We start from the raw sequence: 21,456 nt of genomic DNA, 5'->3' as shown, positions 1-21,456 counted from the left end.
CTGAACCCCCATAATGGCGTGAGACATCGGATGTCTGAGCGACAGGGAGGCCCGCCATGGCAGTCACCGATGAGGCGATCGAGAAGATCAAGGGAATGATCGTCTCCGGCTCGCTGCGTCCGGGCGATCGGCTGCCCAAGGAGAGCGAGCTCGCGGCCGACCTGGGACTGTCCCGCAACTCGCTGCGGGAGGCCGTACGCGCCCTGTCTCTCATCCGCATCCTGGACGTACGGCAGGGCGACGGCACCTATGTCACCAGCCTGGACCCCCAACTCCTGCTGGAGGCGCTGAGCTTCGTCGTCGACTTCCACCGCGACGACACCGTGCTGGAATTCCTCGCGGTGCGCCGGATCCTGGAGCCCGCCGCCACGGCGATGGCGTCCTCGCGCATCAGCGAGCAACAACTGGACGCCTTGACCGCCCAGTTGGACGCCCTCGGCGCGGCGCCCTCGGTGGAGGAGCTCGTCGCCTGCGACCTGGAGTTCCACCGGGGCATCGTGCAGAGCTCCGGCAACTCGGTGCTGTGCTCCCTCCTCGACGGCCTGTCCGGGCCCACGACCCGGGCCCGCGTCTGGCGCGGTCTGACCCAGGAGGACGCGGTCAGCCGCACCCTGCACGAGCACCGGGCGATCATCGCGGCCCTGCGGGACCGCGACGCGGAGGCGGCCCGCTCCTGGGCCACCGTCCACATCGCCAGCGTGGAGCAGTGGCTGCGCTCGACGCTGTAGTCCCCGGGGAGGGCTCATGGTGCCCTGGAAGGCTCAGTCCTGCTTCTCGCCGCTCGCGAACCGCGAGATCACCAGCGCCACGATGATGATCGCCCCGTTGAGGAACTGATTCCACAACGCGGGCACCCCGCCCAACGTCATGACGTTGACGACGAGTTGCAGGGTCAGTACGCCGGTCAGCGCGCCGAACAGCGTGCCCCGGCCGCCCTTCAGACTGATCCCGCCGATCACCGCCGCCGCGAAGACCTGGAAGATCCAGCCGTTGCCCTGCGTCGCCGCGACCGAACCGTAGTGACCGGTGTAGAGGACGCCGGCGAAGGCGGCGAGCAGGCCGCCGACCGCCAGGACGATCCAGGTGATGCGGTCGACCCGGATTCCGGCCGCGCGAGCGGCCTCCGGGTTGCCGCCGATCGCGTACAGCGCGCGCCCGTGCCGGAACCAGGCGAGCGCACAGCCACCGACCGCGAACAGCGTGAGGCAGATCCAGACGGCGGCGGGCGCCCCGAGCCAGTCCGTCTTACCCAGATACCGGAAGGATTCGGGCACATCGGTGATCGACTTGCCCTCGGTGATGCCGATGTGGAGGCCACGCAGCATGGTGAGCATGCCGAGCGTGGCGATGAAGCCGTTGACGCGCAGCTTGAGCATCAGGAAGCCGTTGACGCCACCGATCAGCAGACCGGTGAGCAGACAGACGGGAATGGCCGTCCAGACGGGGAGCAGGCCGAGCCCCGCGAAACGGCCCCCGTGCGTCGGCAGGACCAGCCACATGGCGATGACCGGCGCGATGCCGATCGTCGACTCCAGGGAGAGGTCCATCCGGCCGCAGATGAGGATCAGCGCCTGGCCGAGGACGAGCAGGCTCAGCTCGCTCGACTGCTGGACGACGTTGATGAGGTTCGTGGAGGTCAGGAAGACCGGGGAGACGATGTAGCCGATCACCATCAGGACGAGGATCACGGGGACGAGCGAGAAGTCGCTCCAGCGCACGTACCGTACGAACTGCAGGGATCGTTCCTTGGCGGCGGTCGGCGGCCGCAGGGTCTCCGTCATGCTCCCTCCTTCTGCCCGGCCGCAGGGGACTCCCCTTCGCCCACCCCCTCCATGGCGGCCACCAGCTCCCGGTCGGTCCACCCGGCGCCGTACTCCCCCACCACCCGCCCGTGGAAGAGCACCAGCAGCCGGTCGCAGACCCGCAGATCGTCCAGCTCGTCGGAGACGATCACCGCCGCCCGCCCCTCGTCGGCGACCCGTCTCACGACGGAGAGCAGGGCCTCCTTGGAGCGGACGTCGACCCCGGCCGTGGGACGCAGCGCCACCAGGACGTGCGGGCGGCGGGCCAACGCCCTGGCCACGACGACCTTTTGCTGGTTGCCGCCGGACAGCCCCGACACGGGCTGGTCGGGTCCACGGGTCTTGATGTCCAGCGAGCGGATCATGGAGGCGGCGAACTGCCGAGTACGGGACGGGAGGACGGTCCCCCAGGGGCCCAGCTGGTCGGCGACGGTGAGGGTGGCGTTCTCGGCGACGCTGCGGCCGGTGACGAGTCCCTGACGGTGCCGGTCCTCGGGGATGTAGCCGATGCCCGTCTCCAGGGCGTGCGGCACGCTACCGGCCCGGATCGCTCGTCCACGGACGCGGATCGCGCCCGCCGTCGGTGTCCGCATGCCCACCAGCGTCTCGCCGAGCGCGGTGCTCCCGCCGGCCGCCGCTCCGGCGAGACCGAGCACTTCACCGGGGCGCACCCTGAAGTCGACGGGCTCGAACTCGCCCTCCAGGGCGAGCCCCCGGACGTCGAGGAGCGGCTCGACGTCGGCGCCGCCTGTCCTTCGCGGCTCCCGGTCGGCCACGGCCGACGCCTCCTCCCCCGTCATCGCCGCGACCAGGTCCGCCTTGACCAGGCCCGCCACCGGTGCCGTCAGCACCCGGCGGGCGTCGCGCAGCACGGTCACGGTGGAGCAGAGTTCGTACACCTCCTGGAGGTGGTGCGAGATGTACAGGAACGCGACGCCGTGCGCCTGGAGGTCGCGGAGCTTGTCGAAGAGGCGCTGGATGCCGCGCGCGTCCAGCTGTGCGGTCGGCTCGTCGAGGATGATCAGCCGGGCGCCGAACGAGAGCGCCTTGGCGATCTCGACGAACTGCCGCTGTTCGACGCTGAGTTCCTTGGCCCGCGCGCCGGGGTCCACCTCCACGCCGTACTCGGCGAGCAGTGCCCGGGCCCGCGAGCGCAGCCGCGGCCACCGGATGAACCGCTCGCCGAACCGGTTGAGGAACAGATTCTCCGCGACGGTGAGTTCCGGCACGGCCATCGACTTCTGGTATACGCAGGCCACCTTGGACTGCCAGGCCGCCGTGTCCCCGTACGGTGGCGCCGGCTCCCCGTCGAAGCGGACGGACCCGGCGTCCGGGCGGTGCAGCCCGGTCAACACACTCACCAGTGTCGACTTGCCCGCGCCATTGCGCCCGACGAGCGCGTGCGACTCACCGGGCCGTACGGCGAGGTCGACGCCGTCGAGCGCGAGGGTCGGCCCGAAGCGCTTGCGGACACCCTCCGCGTGCACTGCCGCCGCCCTCACGCTACTTGCCCAACTGGTTGGCCCAGAGCTTCGGATCGTCCACGTTGTCCTTGGTGACCAGCGGCGCGGGCAGCTGGTCCTCGTACCCGTTCGGGATCTTGATGATCGTCGAGTCGTGATCGGTCCCGCCCGTCTTCACCTTGCCGCCGTCCAGGGCCTTCTTCGCCCAGTAGAGCGCGTACTTGGCGTACAGGTCGGCGGGCTGCGAGACCGTCGCGTCGATCTTTCCGGCGCGGATGGCGTCCAGCTCCTGCGGGATGCCGTCGTTGGAGATGATCGTGATGTGGCCCTTGGTCCCCGCGGGCTTGAGCAGCTTCTTCTGTTCGAGCAGGGCCAGGGTCGGCTCCAGGAAGACACCGCCGGCCTGCATGTAGATCCCGCTCAGGTCCGGGTTGGCGGCGAGCGTCGACTGGAGTTTCGCCGAAGCGACCTCGCCCTTCCACTCCGTGGCCAGTTCGAAGACCTTGATCTTCGGATAGTTCTCGGTCATGCACGACTTGAACGCCTCGGAGCGGTCCCGCCCGTTGATGGACGCCAAGTCGCCCTGGAATTCGGCGACTTTGCCCGTCCCCTTCAGCTGCTCGCCGAGATACTTGCAGGCCTTCTCGCCGTACGCGCGATTGTCGGCCCGTACGACCATGTAGACCTTGCCCTTGTCGGGGCGGGTGTCGACGCTGATGACCGGGATCTTCTTCTCCTGAAGGGTGTTGAGCGTCTCGGCGACCGCGCCGGTGTCCTGCGGGGCCATGATCACGGCCTTGGCGCCCTGGTCGGTGAAGGTCTGGACGTTGGCCGCGAGCCGCCCGATGTCGTTCTGCGAGTTGGTCAGCGGCAGCGTGGAGAGCTTGTCGGCCTTGATGTCCTTCTTCACGTAGTCCTGGTAGGAGTTCCAGAAGTCGCTGTCGTTGCGGGGCATGTCGATGCCGATCTTGTCGCTCGAAGAGCCGCCGCCCGAGTCCCGGTTGCAGGCGGCGAGCACGGTCGAGGCCAGCAGGGCGACGCAGGCCAGCGCGGTTGTCGTACGCAGTCTCATCGGGTGCCACTCCCTTTCGACGTCTGCCAGACGGGCCCGTCCGGATAGGAATGCGCGGCGATCGACTCGGGTCGCATCCGGGCCGAGAAGCCGGGGGCGCTCGGTGCCCTGTAACGGCCCGCCACGACGACCGCCGGGTCCGTGAAGTGCTCGTGCAGATGGTCGACGTACTCGATGACCCGGTCCTCGCGACTGCCGGAGACCGCCACGTAGTCGAACATCGCCAGGTGCTGGACCAGCTCGCACAGCCCGACCCCGCCCGCGTGCGGGCAGACGGGGACCTGGAACTTCGCGGCGAGCAGCAGGATCGCGAGGTTCTCGTTGACCCCCGCCACCCGGGCCGCGTCGATCTGCACGAAGTCGACGGCGCGGGCCTGCAGGAGCTGCTTGAAGACGACGCGGTTGGCGACGTGCTCGCCGGTGGCGACGCGCACCGGCTGCCCGGCTCGTACGGCCGCGTGGCCGAGTACGTCGTCGGGGCTGGTGGGCTCCTCGATCCAGTACGGGTCGTACGGGGCCAGGGCCGCCATCCACCGGACCGCCGCCCCGACGTCCCAGCGCTGGTTGGCGTCGACCGCGATCCGCACGTCCGGGCCGACCGCCTTACGGGCCAGGCGCATGCGCCGGACGTCCTCCTCCATGTCCACACCGACCTTCAGCTTGATCTGGGTGAAGCCGTCCGCGACGGCGTGCTCGGCGAGGCGGACCAGCTTGGCGTCGTCGTAGCCGAGCCAGCCGGGGGTGGAGGTGTACGCGGGATAGCCGTCCTCGATCAGCCGCTCCGTCCGCAGGGCGCGGCCGGGCGCGGCCGCCCGCAGGACGGCCAGCGCCTCGTCCGGGGTGAGGGCGTCGCTGAGATAGCGGAAGTCGACCAGGGAGACCAGCTCCTCGGGGGTCATGCTCGCGAGGAAGCGCCACACGGGCATCCCCGCGCGCCGGGCCGCGAGGTCCCAGGCGGCGTTGATCACCGCGCCCGCCGCCATGTGCATCACCCCCTTCTCGGGCCCCAGCCAGCGCAGCTGCGAGTCGTGCGTGACCGCGAGATGGACGGCGGCGAGATCGGCAGCGGTACGAGGGACCGGGCGCCCGACGACATACGGGCGCAGCGCCTCGATCGCCGCGGCCACGACCTCGTTGCCGCGCCCGATGGTGAAGCAGAAGCCGTGGCCTTCCGATCCATCGGAGGTCTGCAGGACCAGATAGGCGGCGGAGTAATCCGGATCCGGATTCATCGCGTCCGAGCCGTCGAGCTGCTCCGAAGTGGGAAACCGGATGTCGTGCACCTCGAAGCCGGTGACGGTCGCGTCCATGCGTGCCCCTTGTCGCCCACTGAACATCGGACCTCTCGCGGTCATCCGACGTATAGCGCGGCCTCACGACAACGTCCAGGGTCCGCGGTGAAGTTGACCAAGGACAGCTCGGATGACTGAGGGGTGGTCCAGGGTGGCGATCAAGAGTTTTCCAGGCCCTCGGCGGGGCAGTGATCCGTTCACTCCCCTGTGCATGGGGGCTGCGGACGCCCCCTCGAAACGCCGTAAGGTTGGGGCGTACGCGAGGGCACGTCGGAAGGAGGCGCTGGGTGATCGAGCTGGAGGGGGTTCCCGAGCTGATCGACCCAGTCATGGTGGCCGCGTTCGAAGGCTGGAACGACGCCGGCGACGCCGCCTCCACCGCGGTCGCGCATCTGGACAGGGAGTGGAAGGGCGAGGTGTTCGCGGCGCTGGACGCCGAGGACTACTACGACTTCCAGGTGAATCGCCCCACGGTGTGGCTGGACGGCGGTGTACGCAAGATCACCTGGCCGACCACGCGGCTGTCGGTGGTCCGGGTCGGCGGCGAGAAGCCCCGCGACCTGGTGCTGGTCCGCGGTATCGAGCCGTCGATGCGCTGGCGCTCGTTCTGCAACGAGCTGCTGGGCTTCGCGCACGAGCTGGGTGTCGAGCTGGTGGTGATCCTGGGCGCTCTGCTCGGTGACACCCCGCACACACGTCCGGTACCGGTCAGCGGGGTCACCTCCGATCCCGATCTGGCCCGCACCATGGACCTGGAGGAGACCAAGTACGAGGGCCCCACGGGCATCGTCGGCATCCTCCAGGAGGCGTGCACGCACGCGGGCGTACCGGCCGTGTCCCTGTGGGCGGCCGTACCGCACTATGTCTCGCAGCCGCCCAACCCGAAGGCGACGCTGGCCCTCCTCAACCGCCTGGAGGACCTCATCGACCTGCGCATTCCGCTGGGCGAGCTGCCCGAGGACGCGCGCGCCTGGCAGCTCGGCGTCGACCAGCTGGCCGCCGAGGACAGCGAGGTCGCCGAGTATGTGCAGACGCTGGAGGAGGCCCGGGACACCGCCGAGCTGCCCGAGGCGTCCGGCGAGGCGATCGCCCGCGAGTTCGAGCGCTATCTGCGCAGACGGGACGGCGGCGGTCCGGCGGCCGGGGCCGGAGGCCATGCCATGGAGAGCGGCGACACCGCCTCGTACCTCCGTGACAGCCCCAGCGGCCGCACCCGGCCGCCGAAGCCGCAGCGGCCGGAGACGGACGCCGGATCCGAGCCCGACTCCGGACCCGACGCCGAGGCCGACACCGGACCCGATGCGGACGGCCGGGAGAGCGGCTCCGAGGACTCCTCGGAGGACTGAACCAGCAGGGGCGGTGCGCACGACGCGCACCGCCCCTGAATCATCGGAGGCCCATCAGAGCCGGTCGACCGCCACCACGTCGTACTCCGTGTCGGGCGTCGGCTCGGTGTCGAAGCGGGCGTTCGGCAGATACAGCCGGTCGTCCCAGGCCGCGACCGTCGTCGGGATCCTGAAGCGCGGGTCGGTGATCCGGGCGATCGCCGTGCCCTTGGTGCCGGAGGCGTTCAGGCGGAAGACGTCGATCAGGTTCTGTTGCTGCTGAACGGCATAGAGGGTGCGGCCGAGGAGCAGCAGGCCGTCTCCGTTGGGGAGTTGGGACGCTCCCAGGTCCACGGCGGTGGCCGCCCCCGTACGCGGGTCGACCCGCATGAGTCCGCCGCCGCCCGCGACCGTGTTCACCACGAGCAGCGCGCGGCCGTCGGGCGTGCGCTCGATGCCATTGGCGGTGAAGTCCGGGCCCTGCTCCCAGTCGCCGCTGAGCGGCACGGTCGTGACAGCCTCGGGCTCACCGTGCCTGCCGAGCGCGAGCCGGTAGAGCCGCGCCTGGTAGGAGTCGGTGAACCAGGCGGCGTCCGGTGTGAGGATCACGTCGTTCACGAAGGTGCCCCCGACGGCGTACACCTTCTCGATCTCGCCGCTGCGGGCGTCGACGGTACGCAGCTCGCCGCTGACACCGCCGGCCAGGAAGAGCCTGCCGTCGCGGCCGATCTTGAGGCCCACGGTGGGGTGTTGGGCCCCGAGGCCCTTACTGATGATGCCGCCGCGCCCGGTGTTCAGACTCGCGCGGTAGATGTCGCCGTTGGCGAGCGACCCGAAGTACGCGAACGGGGCGGCGCCGATGGTGATGCCCTCGGGCTGGAAGCCATCGGGCAAGGGGAATTGGGTGGGCCGACGTTGTTCGGCCGCGTGGGCGGTACTGCCCAGCAGCGCCGCTCCTCCGAGCGCGGCGGTCGCGGTGAGCAGTCTTCGACGTGCGAAGGAACGGTGCATGGAGCGTCCTTCCGCAGAGGGCCGGCGCGGGCCGGCCAAGGGGTCAACAGCCGCTGCCACCCCATCACATGACATACGCCTCCGCAGCCTTTGGCCGGATTGCGGCGTGACATCTGTTTCAAGACGGATTGCACAGGGTTCCCCATTCAACTTGTTTTCAAACCAAGTTGGCGAAGACGGGGTGGACGAGTCGCCGTGGGCGTGCCAGGTTGTGCCCCGAAGGCGCGGCCCGGAGACGGGACATGGCACCGCGTCGTCCCGCGACAGAGCACCGCAAGGACTCGAGGCACGGCAGTGGACAGGGCACGGCAGGAGACAGGCACGGCAGAGCACACGCATGGACCGGCACCCGTATGGACCGAAGGGAGCGGTACGCGATGACCGACCAGGTACAGCCGGCGCAGGGCCCGGGAACGTCCGGGCCGGGGCCCGACGGAGCGGGATTCACCTACCGAGGAGCCGAGCAGGAGCTGATCGTCGTCGCACGCCCCGAGGCCCGGCTCCGCGCCCGGTCCGAGGGCGTCCGCTCGGCGGTGGGCGCCGACGTATCGGCCCTCAACATGTTCCTCAGCGACGAACAGCTCACCCTGGAACCGCTGTTCGGCAGCGAGGAGCGACTCCAGCAGTCGCAGCAGCAGTCCGCGGCGGCGGGCACCGAGACCGGGCCCGACCTCGCGCTCTTCTACCGGGTGCGCGGCGTCGAGAGCCGCGCCCAGGAACTGCGCTCCCGGATCGCCGCGCTGCCGGAGATCGACACGGCGTACGTGAAGCCCGGCGCCGTTCCCGCCTCGGTGGGGTCGGTCGGGTGGACCGAGGAGAGCGCGGACGACAACCGGCGGGTGAAGGAAGGGGCACCCGTCACCCCCGACTTCACCAGCCGCCAGGGCTATCTGCGCCCGGCGCCCGAGGGCATCGACGCCTACTGGGCCTGGCAGCGGCCGGGCGGTACGGGCCAGGGCGTCACGGTGATCGACGTGGAGGGCGCCTGGCAGCTCGGGCACGAGGACCTGGCCGCGAAGCTCGCCGGCGTCGTCGTCGGCACCCCGCTGACGGACCTCGCCTGGCGCAACCACGGCACCGCTGTCATCGGGGTGATCGGCGGGGACCGCAACGAGTACGGCATCACCGGCATCGTGCCGGACGCCGTGACCGCGGCCGCCTCCTTCCAGAGCATCGGCACGGCGGCCGCGATCCACGCGGCGGCCGACCGGCTCGGACCCGGCGACATCCTCCTGATCGAACTGCACGCCCCGGGGCCGCGGTTCGACTTCGAACAGCGCGACGACCAGCAGGGCTACATAGCGATCGAGTGGTGGCCGGACAACTTCGCGGCCATCCGGTACGCGACCGCCAAGGGCGTCCTCGTCGTGGCGGCCGCCGGCAACGGCGCCGAGTCGCTGGACGACGCGGTGTACGAGCGCCGCCCCGCCGAGTTCCCTGAGTGGTGGCGCAACCCCTTCAACCCCTCCAACCAGTCCTCCGGCGCGGTCCTGGTCGGCGCGGGCGCACCGCCGCCCGGCACACACGGCCGCGACCACGGCCCGGACCGCTCACGGCTCGCGTTCTCCAACTACGGGGCACGCGTGGACGCGCAGGGCTGGGGACGCGAGGTCACGACCACCGGCGGCTTCTGGGACCGGCCCGGCGATCTGCAGGGCGGTGCCGAGGAGATCGGCTGGTACACGGACACGTTCTCCGGGACCTCCTCCGCCTCCCCGGTGGTGGTCGGCGCCCTGGCCGCGCTGCAAGGCATGCTCAAGGCGGCGGGCCAGGAGCCGATGTCCCCGGAGCGTGCCCGCGCGGTGCTGCGGGCCACGGGCTCCCCGCAGCAGGACGCGCCGGGCCGACCCGCATCCCAGCGGATCGGCAACCGGCCGGACATCAAGGCGGCGGTCACCCGTCTGCTGCCTGAGGCGGTCGGTTCGGGCCAGGCCGAACGGTACTGGGACGAACTGCTGCCGTATCCGCGTGAACTCCCGCCCAGGCTCCGGCTGTACGTGTCCGGCGCCTGGCGCAACCTCAACAACCCGTCCCCCGAGATCCGCCAGGCGGTGCACACCGCGTTCGCGGGGGGACGGCCCGACGTACGTGTCTGGTTCTCGGACGACGAGATCGTCGGCCTGGTGGTCACGGGCTGACCATCACGGGCCGGCCGTCACGAGCCGGCCGTCACGAGCCGACGGAACCCAACCAATGCTCAACCAATGAGGGAAGGTGGCACCCGCATGAGCACCACCCCGCAGATGAGCCAACTGGGACAGCAGCAAGGACAGTACATGGGCCAGCAGGGCCCGACCACGGCACCTCCGCAGCAGTTCGGGCAGCAGCAGGGCATCGGCCAGCAGCAGCCGTTCGGGCCGCAGATGCAGCAGCCGTTCGGGCCGCAGATGCAGCAGCCGTTCGGGCAGCAGAGCATCGGCCAGCAGCAGATTCCGTCGCAACAGAACCCGCAGCAGATTCCGCCGCACCTGCAGCAGCAGCTCCAGCAGCTCGGTCAGCAGCAGCCCTTCCAGCAACTGCTCCAGCAGCTCGGCGGGCAGCAGCAACAGCAGCTGGGCCAGCCGCTGGTCCTGCCGAGCGCCGTCGAGAGCGCGACGCTGGCGAGTGGCGTGGCCACGCGCTTCTGGGACGTCGTCACACCGCTCCCTGGCCAGCCGTCGATTCTCTACCTGCTCATCAACAACGTGTGGCACGGGCTGGTCAACCCCAACCAGGTGACGCATGACGAGGTCCAGGAAGCCTTCGCCTACGGGCAGCAGGTCATCGGGATCTACGACTCCACCAGCGGCGCCATCCAGGCCGTCATCGTGAACAAGTAGCGGCGGAGATCTCCCCGCACAAAGGGCGCCGGACGGGTGAGAACCCGCCCGGCGCCCGGCCGTTGCTGTCGGTCGTGCCGCTGCGGTTGTTAGAGAGCCACTCCGAGGAGGGCGTCCACGGCGCGCGACACGACGCCGGGGGCGCCCTCGTCCGTGCCGCCCCGCTCGTGCTGGAGCGCGGCCCAGCGGTCGACCGCGAGGAGCGCCGCCGGCGCGTCCAGGTCGTTCGCCAGGGCGTCGCGGATCTCCTCGACAAGCGCGTCGGCGGACGGGCCGTCGGGCCGCGACACCGCGGCGCGCCAGTTCTCCAGACGCGCGACCGCCTCTTCGAGGACGGAGTCCGTCCATTCCCAGTCGGCCCGGTAGTGGTGCGCGAGCAGCGCGAGCCGTATGGCGGCCGGGTCGACGCCGTCGCGCCGGAGCTTGGAGACGAAGACCAGGTTGCCCTTGGACTTCGACATCTTCTCGCCGTCGAGGGCAACCATGCCGGCGTGCACATAGGCCTTGGCCATCGGGAACTCGCCGGTCAGCACCTGGGCGTGGGACGCGCCCATCTCGTGATGCGGGAAGGCGAGGTCCGAGCCGCCGCCCTGGACGTCGAAGCCCATTCCGAGGTGGTCGAGGGCGATGGCGACGCACTCGATGTGCCAGCCGGGCCGGCCACGGCCCAGTGAGCCGCCGTCCCAGCTCGGCTCGCCCTCGCGGGCCGCCATCCAGAGCATCGGGTCGAGCGGGTTCTTCTTGCCCGGACGGTCCGGGTCACCCCCGCGCTCGGCGGACAGCAGGCGCATCGCGGCGGCGTCCAGGTGGGAGACCTGACCGAAGTGCGGGTCGGACTCGACGGAGAAGTACACATCTCCTTCGAGCTCGTACGCCGCTCCCACGTCCCGCAGCCGCTCGACGAGCGGCACGATGCCGGGTATCGCCTCGACGGCGCCGATGTAGTGCCGCGGCGGCAGCATCCGCAGAGCGGTCATGTCCTCACGGAAGAGGGCGGTCTCCTTCTCGGCGAGTCCCACCCAGTCGACGCCGTCGCGCTCTGCTCGCTCCAGGAGCGGATCGTCTACGTCGGTCACGTTCTGGACGTAGTGAACCTGCCGCTTGGTGTCGAGCCACACGCGCTGAACGAGGTCGAACGCGTTATAGGTCGCCGCGTGACCCATGTGGGTCGCGTCGTACGGCGTGATGCCGCACACGTAGATACGGGCGACGGGACCGGGGTCGAGGGTGACGAGCCCACCGGTCGCGGTGTCGTGGATCCGGAGGTCGCGGCCCTCACCAGGCAGGGCGGGGACCTCAGAAGCGGGCCAGGCATGCATGTCATGAGCCTAACCGGACGGAACTTCCGTATACGAACCGGCCAGCACGTGATGGCCGAGAGGGCACTCTTGCGCGACACCGGGCAGTGTGCTGTTGGGCCCCTGGATCTCGGGGGATTCGGTACTTCGACGACTGCGGGGCCGCGCCGGCTGGTCGCGCGGTTCCGTGCGCCCCTGGCCACGGCGCCCTGCCGGCTGCGGTCCATCGTGCCGCTGGGGCGGCGCCCATCCCGAAGAGAGCGGCACCCCGTAGGCGCCGAGCCGCGCACCTGCCCCGACGGCACTCCCCACCCGGGGTGGGTCACCTCACACCGGCGGCCACGGAATCGCAGGCCACTCGCCGCTCGGCTCCGGGTGCTTGCCGGAGGCGAGCATCGCCGAGACGCGCGCGCGTGTGGCATCGATCTCGGCGACGGTGATGAGTTCGGCCAGCCGAGTGGACAGCGGTCCGCCCGGCGCCAAGCCGTCCCGCAGGGACGCGAGCGCGGACACCGCCTCCGCTGTCAGCGCCTCCCCCGCCCACCCCCACAGCAGCGTCCGCAGCTTGTTCTCGGCGTTGAAGGTGACCCCGTGGTCGATCCCGTACAGCCGGCCCTCACCGGCGGGCAGCAGATGCCCACCCTTGCGATCGGCGTTGTTGATCACGGCATCGAGCACGGCGAGCCGCCGCAGCCGCACATCGTCGGCGTGCACCAGGAGCGCCGTCTGCCCCTCACCGACCTCGGCGAAGCCGATCGCCTTCCAGCCCTCCTCGGGCTCCTCACGGTCCACCAGGGCGAGCAGCTCGGCCTCCGGGGAAGCCTCGATCCACAGCTGGCACATGCCCTCCCCGTACGGCCCGTCGCGCAGCACGGTGGGCGGCACGAGCCCCCACCCGGTCGCCTCGGACACCTCGTACGCGGCGACCTCGCGCTGCGCCAGCGTGCCGTCCGGGAAGTCCCACAGCGGCCGCTCCCCGGCGACCGGCTTGTAGACGCAGAACGCTTCCCGGCCCTCGTACGACACGGAGCAGTAGAGCACCGCGTTCGACGCCTCACGGATCCGCCCGCGCACCTTCAGCTCACCCTCGGCGAGCAACTCGGCCGTGGTCACGCTCCGCGGCGGTATCCGTTCTGGCGCGGACATACGTGTCCTTCCGGGTCGAGCGGGAGGCTGCACAGCGGGCAGGGCGGCCGGCCCGCGTTGACGACGTCGAGGGCGCGCTTGGCGAAGGCCCGGGCCTGCGCGCCGGTGAGCCGGACCCGGAGCATCGGCGGACCGTTCTCCTCGTCCTGGAGCAACCGCTCCTCGGCCTCGGCGAGGTCCTCCTCGGAGTCCGCGTCGAGCTCCACGAGGGCCTGCGCCTCGACGATCATGCGCTGCTCGTCACCGTCCCAGGCCAGCGCCATGGTGCCGACCCGGAACTCCTCCTCCACAGGGGTGTCGAGGGGCGCGGTGTCGGACACCTCGGTCGGGGCGACGGCCGGAACGGGCGCGCTGCCACCGGTCCGCCGTACGACCTCGTCGAGGAGCTCGTCCATCCGCTCGGCGAGCGCGGCGACCTGGGTCTTCTCCAGGGCCACGCTGGTCACCCGGGGTCCTGAGGAGGCCTGCAGGAAGAAGGTACGGCGCCCGGGCAACCCGACCGTACCGGCCACGAAGCGGTCCGGGGGGTCGTAGAGGAACACCTGACGGGACACGTCCTGTCTCCATTGAATCGACATGAGGACCGGCTGACTGCGTCGGCCCGCATCGGCTGCTGAGAACCTGCTGACAACTACTGTGCTGCTTCGACCGCTTCACCCTACTGCGGCCGACGATCACGGTACGCCCGCACCGCCCCCCACCGGAGCGTCACCGCCCGGGGGTTCCTCGCGCGGCGCCAGGGACGCGAAATCACCGGTGTCGCCGAGGCGTACGAGAAACGGCCTCAAGCGTGTGTAACGGATCGCGGTGATGGAACACGGTTCAACAGAGATCCGCTGGAAGAGATCGAGATGAAGTCCGAGTGCGTCCGCGACGAGGGACTTGATGATGTCGCCGTGCGAACACATGAGGTACACGGCGTCGCCGCCGTGATCGCGCTCCACGCGTGCGTTCCACTCGCGCACCGCCTCGGCGGCCCGGGTCTGCATGGCCCGCATCGACTCGCCGCCGGGGAACGCGGCCGCGGACGGATGCGCCTGTACGACCTCCATCAGCGGCTCGTCCTTCAGCTCGGAGAGCTTGCGGCCGGACCAGTCGCCGTAATGGGCCTCCCCGATGCGCTCGTCGGTGTGCGCCCTGAGCTCGGGGCGGGCGTCGAGCAGCGGCTGGACGGTCTCCTGGCAGCGCTGCAGGGGGCTGGTGACGACCTCGGAGATCGGCAGCCCGGCGAGCCTCCCGGGCAGCGCCGCGGCCTGCTGGGCGCCGCGCTCGTCGAGGGCGACGCCGGGCGTCCAGCCGGCGAGCAGTCCCGCGGTGTTGGCGGTGGAACGTCCGTGCCGGACGAGGATCAGGGTGGGCATGCGGCCCAGCGTAAACGGAGGCCCGACAAACGAGGTCCGGCCTGTGGAGGGCGACATCCGGAGTGCGCTACCGCCCGAGCGGCGGAAGAATACGCTCCGTGATCGTCGACTGCGCCATCTACCGCGACGGGCACCGGACGGAGGGCCCCGACGACCTCTCCGACGCCCTGGACGAGGCGCGTTCCTGGGGCGACGCGTTCGTCTGGATCGGGCTGCACGAGCCGACGGAGAAGGAGTTCGACCTCGTCACCCAGGAGTTCGGGCTGCACCCACTGGCGGTCGAGGACGCCCTGAAGGCGCACCAGAGGCCGAAGCTGGAGGTGTACGACGACTCGCTGTTCCTGGTCCTCAAGCCGGTCTGCTACGAGCCTGACAGCGACGTCGTCTCCACGGGCGAGGTCATGGTCTTCGCCGGGGACTCGTTCGTGGTGACCGTCCGGCACGGCGTGGGCTCGCCGCTCGCGGCCGTACGGCACCGTCTGGAGGGGGACCCCGACATGCTCCGGCACGGGCCGACCGGCGTGCTCTACTCGATCGCCGACGCCACGGTCGACCACTACCTGGAGGTGGCGACGGAGCTGGGGACCGACCTGGAGGAACTGGAGGCGGAGGTCTTCTCGCCCAACGTCGGCGGCTCGCGGTACACCGCGTCCAGGATCTATACGTTCAAGCGGCAGATTCTGGAGTTCCGCAGGGCCACGGTCCCTCTGGCGGTGCCGTTGACACGGCTCTCCGGCCAGGGCGTCTCCAGCGCGCAGGTGCCCTTCGTGAACGAGAAGGCGCAGCCCTTCTTCCGCGACGTCAACGACCATCTGACCCGCGTGAACGAGTCCGTGGAGGCCCTGGACCGGCTGGTCTCGGACATCCTCTCGGCGCATCTCGCGCAGATGAGCGTGCGACAGAACGACGACATGCGGAAGATCTCCGCGTGGGCCGCCATGGCCGCGGTCCCCACGTTGATCGCGGGAATCTACGGCATGAACTTCGACCACATGCCCGAGCTGCACTGGTTCTGGTCGTATCCGGCGGTGGTGCTGGCGATGGTCGCGCTGGAGGTGCTGCTGTACCGGCTCTTCAAGCGGCGGGGCTGGATGTGATCACGCTGCACGCGCACGTGAAGCGCGGGGACGGCCTGCAGGCGCGTGAAGCGCGGGGACGGCCTGCACGCGCGCATGCCACGCGAGAGGCCTTCATGTGTGCGCCACGCGGCGGGGGGCCTGCCCGAGCACGGTGACCGGTCAGGCGAACTCCGGTGCCGCCTCCGCGGGCCCGCCCAGTGCGTCGCGCCGCTCGGGCATCTTCAGTGAGACCATCCGGCGCCAGCCGATGGCCCGCTCGTAGGCGTAGACGGCGTGGATGCCCACGGCGAGCGTCGCCGCCTTGGCCCTGCGCCAGCCGAGGATGCGCCCCATGTGGGCCATCACGGCGAGGCTGACGTCCCGGTAGATGCGGATCTCGGCGTGCGCGCACTCGCGCAGCGTCTGCTGGATGGCGCGACCGTGTCCGGCGGACGCGAAACGCAGCAGCTCCTCATGGCAGTAGGCGAGATGGTTGTCCTCGTCGGCGGAGATCATCTTCACCGCGCGGCCGATGTCCGGGTGGTCCGCGAAGTGCTTGCGCAGCAACTCCATCTGCTCGGAGGCGCGCTGCTCGGTGACCCGGCTGTGGGCGAGATACGAGACGATGTCCTGCACGGTGAGCGGCCGGTCGTCCTTCAGCTTCTCGTGTGCGAGGCCGATGCCGTGCCGCTCCAGGAGCATGGTGTAGTCGGTGCCGGAGGGGATCTCGACGGGTTCGAGGCCGCGCTTCCTCATGAGGGCGTTGAAGATCCGCCCGTGCTTGTCCTCGTCGGCGCCGTGTCGAGCGATCTTCGGCGCGAGCGTGCGCTCGCTCTGCGGAACGAGCGCCGCGATCCGGGCGTTCTCCCAGCCCCCCTGCGATTCCCCACTGGCCGCGATGGAGCAGAACAGGCGGAACGACTCGTCGTTGTCGAGGATCTCCTGGAACAGACTCTTGGCCGAAAGCATCACTGACACCTCTCTGCAGGGTTACGCAGAAAACGAGTCAAATGGGATGCCAGGGGCACGGCAACCGATGTGTCGGACAAATCCGCCAAACGACGGATGACGAGGGAGGCCCGGGCGCGTAACCAAGGGGGCTCCCACGCGTTGTTCCCCGTGACGGCCGTGGCGGGGAAGACCCCCCGAGCCCCCACCACGGCCGCAGAAACTCTCCTCCGACCTGTTACTCCGTGCGTTACGCGAGCCCCGCCCGCTCCAGAGCGTCGGAACCGGCCCGCAGCGAGGCGATCCGGTCCTTCAGCGTGAATCCCGCGGGCGCCAGCGTGAGCGTGGTGACCCCGGCGGCGGCATACGCCTTCATACGGTCGGCGATGCGGTCGACGGAGCCGAGCAGGGTGGTCTGGTCGATCAGGTTGTGCGGGATGGCGGCGGCCGCGCCCTCCTTGTCGCCGGACAGGTATTTGTCCTGGATCTCGGCGGCTTCCTTCTCGTACCCCATGCGCTGGGCGAGCTGGTTGTAGAAGTTCTGCTTGCGGCTGCCCATGCCGCCGACGTACAGCGCGGTGTACGGGCGGAACATGTCGGCGAGCGCCGTCACGTTCTTGTCGTCGCCGACGGCGAGCGGCAGCGTCGGGCAGACGTCGAAGCCCTCCATCGACTTGCCGGCCTTCTCGCGGCCCGCGCGCAGGTGCTTGATGGCCGTGTCCTCGAGGTGGTCGGCGGACGGGAAGATCAGCAGCGCGCCGTCGGCGATCTCGCCGGTCTGCTCCAGGTTCTTGGGGCCGATCGCGGCGATGTAGAGCGGGATGTGCTCGCGCTCGGGGTGCACGGTCAGCTTGAGCGGCTTGCCCGGGCCGCCCGGCAGCGGCAGTGTCCAGTGCTCACCCTCGTACGAAAGGCGCTCGCGCGTCATCGCCTTCCGTACGATCTCCACGTACTCGCGGGTGCGCGCCAGCGGCTTGTCGAACTTGACGCCGTACCAGCCCTCGGAGACCTGCGGTCCGGAGACGCCGAGGCCGAGGCGGAAGCGGCCGCCCGACAGCGAGTCGAGGGTGGCGGCGGTCATCGCGGTCATCGCGGGCTGGCGGGCCGGAATCTGGAAGATGGCCGAGCCGACATCGATGCGCTCGGTCTGGGCGGCGACCCAGCTGAGCACGGTCGCCGCGTCGGAGCCGTAGGCCTCGGCGGCCCAGCAGACGGCATATCCGAGCCGGTCGGCCTCCTGGGCGACGGCGAGATTGTCCGCGTCCATTCCGGCGCCCCAGTAGCCGAGGTTGATCCCGAGCTGCATGGCCGATCCCCTTACCGATCAGTAACGTCCCTTGTTCCGGAGACCCTAGCGCGCTGGTGGGCGCGGCGGCAGGAACGGGTTCGGGCTTGCCCGAACCTCGTTGTCCACAGGGCCCCCACGTACCGAGTTCTGGCCAGTAATCTCGGCGTCCATGGAGCAGAGGCATCTCGGCCGTACCGGCCTGCGTGTGTCCCGGATCGGACTCGGCACCCTCACATGGGGGCGGGGCACGGACGAGCATGACGCCGCGGACCTCTTGAAGGTGTTCTGGGAAGCGGGCGGGACCCTCGTCGACACCGCGGATGTGTACGGGGACGGGGAGGCCGAGTATCTGCTCGGACGCCTCATCGAAGGGCTCGTGCCGCGCCGGGACCTGGTCATCTCGACCAAGGCGGGGAGCGTGCCCGACCCCGACCGCCGCTTCGACGGCTCGCGCGGCCATCTGCTGTCGGCGCTCGACGCCTCTCTGGCCCGCCTCGGCACGGACTACGTGGACCTGTGGCACATCCACGCGTACGACCCCGACACCCCCCTGGACGAGACCCTTCAGGCGCTCGACCTCGCGGTCAGCAGCGGTCGCGCGCGCTACGCGGGAGTGTCCAACTTCTGCGGCTGGCAGCTCGCCAAGGCGGCGACCTGGCAGCTCGCGGTGCCCGGGATACGGACGCGCCTCGCCAGTACGCAGATGGAGTACTCCCTGCTCCAGCGCGGCGTCGAGCGGGAGGTGCTGCCGGCTGCCCTCGACCTGGGCGTCGGCCTGCTGCCCTCCTCGCCGCTCGGGCGGGGTGTGCTCACGGGCAAGTACCGAAGCGGGACACCGTCCGACTCCCGGGGCGGCTCGGAGCACCTCGCGCCGTTCGTCGCGCCGTACCTGGACGAAACGGCGAGCAGCATCGTGGACGCGGTGACGACCGCAGCGGACGGTCTCGCCGTGACCCCGCTCCAGGTGGCTCTCGCCTGGGTCCGCGACCGGCCCGGCGTCGCCGCCCCCATCGTCGGCGCGCGCAACGCGCAGCAGCTCACGGCGGCGTTGTCAGTGGAGACCCTTAGTCTTCCTGACGAGATCTGCCGGGCGCTCGACGATGTGTCGGCGCCGGTGCACCACTATCCCGATCACGACTGGAGCACGCTGTGAGCACGGAGCCCGAGACCACGGAGGAAGCGGAGCCGGGGGCGCCGGGCGCGGACACGGCCGACGGCGCCGCCGAAGGTGCCGAGGCAGCCGCGGGCGACGCGACCGCGCCGTCCGAGGGCGGGGACGCGGACGACTCCGGGGGCACCGAAGCCTCCGAAGGCGCCGCCCAGGTGTCCGAGGCCGAGGCCGAGCTGGCGGCCCAGCGCCTGGAGCGGGAGCGCATCGAGCGGCGGAAGGCCGAGAAGCAGGGGCCCATCGAGGCCGGGGCCAAGCTCAGTGGGAAGGCCGCGGATCTGCTCGCGGCGGTGCGGGCCGTGGAGAGCGGCGAGAAGCCCGTGGCCACCGCGTTCCGCGAGCCCGAGCCCACGCCGCGCAGGGTCGCCCAGGAACCGGTGCGGCGACCGCAGCCCACGGTCTCCCCGGCCGCCGCACCGTCGGCCGCCGCACCCGAGACCGTCGAAGCGGTACGGGCCGTGCTGACCGAGGGCGGCGCGCCCGACGCGCTCGCGGCCCAGGTCGTCGCGGCCCTGGGCGAGGGTGCCGACGAGCAACTGCGCGTCGATCCCTGGCAGTTGCTGCGCGTCGCCGGGGTGCGGCCCGAGCAGGCCGACGGATTCGCCCGCGCGCTGCTCGGCGCGGAGTGCGGCCCGAACGACGAGCGGCGCGGCCGGGCGCTCACCGTCTGGCTCCTGGAGCAGGCGGCCCTCGCCGGGCACACCGCCCTCGATGCCCCGGCGCTCATCGCCGCGCTCGCCCAGCGCTCGGTGCCGGACCCGGACGCTGCCGTGCAGAGCACGCTGACGGAGGGCGAGGCCCTGGTCTTCCAGGACGCCCTCGACATGGCGGCGCCCGGCCAGGAGGAGGGCGCCGAGGAGGGCGAAGAGCGCCCGGTCCGCGTCCTGGTGGGCCTGGAGCGATACGCGCTGGCGGAGGAGAGCCTCGCCGACGGACTGGCCCGGGTGATGAACTCCGTGCCGAAGGAGGACGGTTCGGCAGCCGACTGGGAGCAGGCCGCCGCGTCGGCCGCGCGCTCGGCCGCCGAGCTGATCCGCGCGGTCGCGGGCCACGGCCTGGTCCTGCACACGGGCGGGGACGCGTCCCAGGCCGAAGCCGCGGCGCTGCTGGGCGCCGCGCGCGGTCTCGGCCTGCGCGGCTGGGCCGCCACGCACACTCCGGGCGGCCGCGACCGCTTCACGGCCCAGCCGGCCCTCCGTGACCTGCCGGACGGCGCCGAGGACGGCGTGGGCACGGGGGTCGCCACCGTCGCCGGGCTCCTTTCCGGCGCCGAGGGGCCGGGACGGGACGCGGACGGCGCCTTCGATCTCGACCTCCTCGTCGTCCTGGACGCGCCGCAGCTCGACGTCGAGACGGCGGCCGTGCTCGCCGAGTCGCTGCCGGACGGCGCGCGGCTGGTGCTGAGCGGGGACCCCGGGGTGCTGTGGTCGGCGGGTCCGGGGAGGGTCTTCGCGGACCTCCTCGCCGCCCGTGCGTGCCCGCAGGTGGCCTCCCGCACGCCCGACCCCGGGCCGATCGGCGAGCTGGTTTCCGGGGTCGGGATCGGTGAACTGAACCAGGTCGAGGCGCCCGGCAAGGAGGTCGTGATCGTCCCCGTGCGCGACGCCGGCGAGGCGGTGCACCGCACTGTGCAGCTGGTCGCGGACTCGGTGCCGCGTGCGATCGGCATCGCGGCCGAGCAGACGCAGGTGATCACGCCGGGGCACGGCGGTGCGGCCGGCACCCGCGCGCTCAACGCCGCGCTCAAGGAGCGGCTGAACCCCGGCCCCGGCCGCTTCGGCGGCTTCGACCCGGGCGACCGGATCGCGTACTCCCCCGCGCCGGGGCGTTCGGTGCCAGGGCACGTGGTGAAGGCCGATGCCGAGGGGCTGCACCTGGAGTGCGCGGGGCTCCCCGTCGTCGTACCGAAGGAGCGCGTGGAGCAGTCCGTGCGGCACGGATGGGCGCTCACGGCGCACCAGGCGGTGGGCTCGCGCTGGCCCGCCGTGGTCGTGGTGCTCCCCGGCGATGCCGCGCAGTCCCTGACCAGGCCTTGGGTGTACACGGCCTTCGGCCGCGCCGAGCGTCATCTGTCCGTGGTCCACGGGGTGGAGGGTGCCTTGCAGCGGGCCGTGGCAGAGGCGCCGCAGAAGCCGCGCACCACACGCCTGCCGACCTTGCTCAAGGCACAGGTACCGGCCGCCGGCTGAACCCCGGAGCCGGGGTGCACCACCGCTTGTGTGGGCACCCCGGCTCCGGGGACCGGGGGCGGGTGAGGGGCCCGGCCGCGTGCTGGTGAGCTGCTGCTCGGCGCTTACGAGGTTTCACTCGCTGTGGGACGCGTGCCGTCCCGGCGGCGTGATCGCTCACGGCCGGGACGGCTGCTACCGCGCACCGCATGCCCCTCACCCCGTGACGCTGCGGGT

Annotated in this window: 18 protein-coding genes; 7 read left to right on the top strand and 11 right to left on the bottom strand. The window is 71.0% G+C overall.

The window, feature by feature from the left end:
* Nucleotides 1-56: 56 nt before the first annotated feature.
* On the top strand, nt 57-728 hold the full coding sequence (locus IEY95_RS22175; RefSeq protein ID WP_189187847.1) for a FadR/GntR family transcriptional regulator: 672 nt from the start codon (nt 57-59) through the stop codon (nt 726-728).
* A 33-nt stretch (nt 729-761) separates the two neighbouring features.
* On the opposite strand, the gene IEY95_RS22170 is transcribed toward IEY95_RS22175, so the two are convergent.
* The 4 genes from IEY95_RS22170 to IEY95_RS22155 are packed head-to-tail and all read right to left on the bottom strand — an operon-like array spanning nt 762 to nt 5,647.
* Nucleotides 762-1,781, bottom strand: coding sequence for an ABC transporter permease (locus tag IEY95_RS22170; protein ID WP_189187846.1), 1,020 nt, complete (start codon nt 1,779-1,781; stop codon nt 762-764).
* Entirely contained in the window at nt 1,778-3,304 is a 1,527-nt protein-coding gene (locus IEY95_RS22165) for a sugar ABC transporter ATP-binding protein (protein WP_189187845.1), read from the bottom strand. Before IEY95_RS22165 ends, IEY95_RS22170 begins: the two co-directional genes overlap by 4 nt.
* A gap of 1 nt (nt 3,305) precedes the next feature.
* Nucleotides 3,306-4,337 (bottom strand): sugar ABC transporter substrate-binding protein, encoded by a 1,032-nt coding sequence (locus tag IEY95_RS22160; RefSeq protein ID WP_189187844.1) that lies wholly within the window; start codon nt 4,335-4,337, stop codon nt 3,306-3,308.
* A complete protein-coding gene (locus tag IEY95_RS22155; RefSeq protein WP_189187843.1) occupies nt 4,334-5,647 on the bottom strand; it encodes an enolase C-terminal domain-like protein in 1,314 nt (437 codons plus the stop codon). The genes IEY95_RS22160 and IEY95_RS22155 overlap by 4 nt, the downstream gene beginning before the upstream one ends.
* Nucleotides 5,648-5,916: 269 nt before the next feature.
* Here IEY95_RS22155 and IEY95_RS22150 point away from each other — a divergent pair, with 269 nt between their 5' ends.
* The gene (locus IEY95_RS22150) at nt 5,917-6,975 is read left to right on the top strand and encodes a PAC2 family protein (RefSeq protein WP_189187842.1); all 1,059 of its coding nucleotides are present in this window, start codon (nt 5,917-5,919) and stop codon (nt 6,973-6,975) included.
* A gap of 54 nt (nt 6,976-7,029) precedes the next feature.
* Here IEY95_RS22150 and IEY95_RS22145 read toward each other — a convergent pair whose 3' ends face one another.
* Nucleotides 7,030-7,965, bottom strand: coding sequence for an SMP-30/gluconolactonase/LRE family protein (locus IEY95_RS22145; protein WP_189187841.1), 936 nt, complete (start codon nt 7,963-7,965; stop codon nt 7,030-7,032).
* A gap of 377 nt (nt 7,966-8,342) precedes the next feature.
* Between IEY95_RS22145 and IEY95_RS22140 the strand changes: the two genes are divergently transcribed.
* Both IEY95_RS22140 and IEY95_RS22135 read left to right on the top strand, forming a co-directional pair.
* A complete protein-coding gene (locus tag IEY95_RS22140) occupies nt 8,343-10,103 on the top strand; it encodes a S8 family peptidase (RefSeq protein ID WP_189187840.1) in 1,761 nt (586 codons plus the stop codon).
* Between the two features lie 87 nt (nt 10,104-10,190).
* A complete protein-coding gene (locus IEY95_RS22135; RefSeq protein WP_229703232.1) occupies nt 10,191-10,784 on the top strand; it encodes a hypothetical protein in 594 nt (197 codons plus the stop codon).
* Between the two features lie 89 nt (nt 10,785-10,873).
* Here the strand turns inward: IEY95_RS22135 and mshC are convergent, their stop codons facing one another.
* The 4 genes from mshC to IEY95_RS22115 form a co-directional block, all read right to left on the bottom strand.
* Entirely contained in the window at nt 10,874-12,103 is a 1,230-nt protein-coding gene (gene mshC, locus IEY95_RS22130; protein WP_189187838.1) for a cysteine--1-D-myo-inosityl 2-amino-2-deoxy-alpha-D-glucopyranoside ligase, read from the bottom strand.
* 306 nt (nt 12,104-12,409) lie between these two features.
* Entirely contained in the window at nt 12,410-13,228 is an 819-nt protein-coding gene (locus tag IEY95_RS22125; RefSeq protein WP_189187837.1) for an SCO1664 family protein, read from the bottom strand.
* The gene (locus IEY95_RS22120) at nt 13,192-13,782 is read right to left on the bottom strand and encodes a DUF3090 domain-containing protein (RefSeq protein WP_189187836.1); all 591 of its coding nucleotides are present in this window, start codon (nt 13,780-13,782) and stop codon (nt 13,192-13,194) included. The genes IEY95_RS22125 and IEY95_RS22120 overlap by 37 nt, the downstream gene beginning before the upstream one ends.
* A gap of 120 nt (nt 13,783-13,902) precedes the next feature.
* Nucleotides 13,903-14,589: a histidine phosphatase family protein gene (locus IEY95_RS22115; RefSeq protein ID WP_189187835.1), complete on the bottom strand. Its 687-nt coding sequence runs from the start codon at nt 14,587-14,589 to the stop codon at nt 13,903-13,905.
* A 98-nt stretch (nt 14,590-14,687) separates the two neighbouring features.
* Between IEY95_RS22115 and corA the strand changes: the two genes are divergently transcribed.
* Nucleotides 14,688-15,686: a magnesium/cobalt transporter CorA gene (corA, locus tag IEY95_RS22110; protein ID WP_189187834.1), complete on the top strand. Its 999-nt coding sequence runs from the start codon at nt 14,688-14,690 to the stop codon at nt 15,684-15,686.
* 141 nt (nt 15,687-15,827) lie between these two features.
* On the opposite strand, the gene IEY95_RS22105 is transcribed toward corA, so the two are convergent.
* Nucleotides 15,828-16,616 (bottom strand): ferritin-like domain-containing protein, encoded by a 789-nt coding sequence (locus tag IEY95_RS22105; protein ID WP_189187833.1) that lies wholly within the window; start codon nt 16,614-16,616, stop codon nt 15,828-15,830.
* Between the two features lie 229 nt (nt 16,617-16,845).
* Nucleotides 16,846-17,901, bottom strand: a complete 1,056-nt coding sequence (locus tag IEY95_RS22100; protein ID WP_189187832.1) for an LLM class F420-dependent oxidoreductase — start codon at nt 17,899-17,901, stop codon at nt 16,846-16,848.
* A gap of 151 nt (nt 17,902-18,052) precedes the next feature.
* Between IEY95_RS22100 and IEY95_RS22095 the strand changes: the two genes are divergently transcribed.
* On the top strand, nt 18,053-19,036 hold the full coding sequence (locus IEY95_RS22095; RefSeq protein WP_189187831.1) for an aldo/keto reductase: 984 nt from the start codon (nt 18,053-18,055) through the stop codon (nt 19,034-19,036).
* Nucleotides 19,033-21,240 carry a helix-hairpin-helix domain-containing protein gene (locus IEY95_RS22090; protein WP_189187830.1) on the top strand — a complete coding sequence of 736 codons (2,208 nt, stop codon included), beginning with the start codon at nt 19,033-19,035 and terminating at the stop codon, nt 21,238-21,240. Before IEY95_RS22095 ends, IEY95_RS22090 begins: the two co-directional genes overlap by 4 nt.
* The last annotated feature ends 216 nt before the right edge of the window (nt 21,241-21,456 follow it).

Origin of the sequence: Streptomyces albiflavescens (assembly GCF_014645835.1) — a bacterium.
Lineage (GTDB): Bacteria > Actinomycetota > Actinomycetes > Streptomycetales > Streptomycetaceae > Streptomyces > Streptomyces albiflavescens.
The sequence above is the reverse complement of the archived record's forward strand: the minus strand, read 5'-3'. Positions and strand labels throughout refer to the sequence as shown.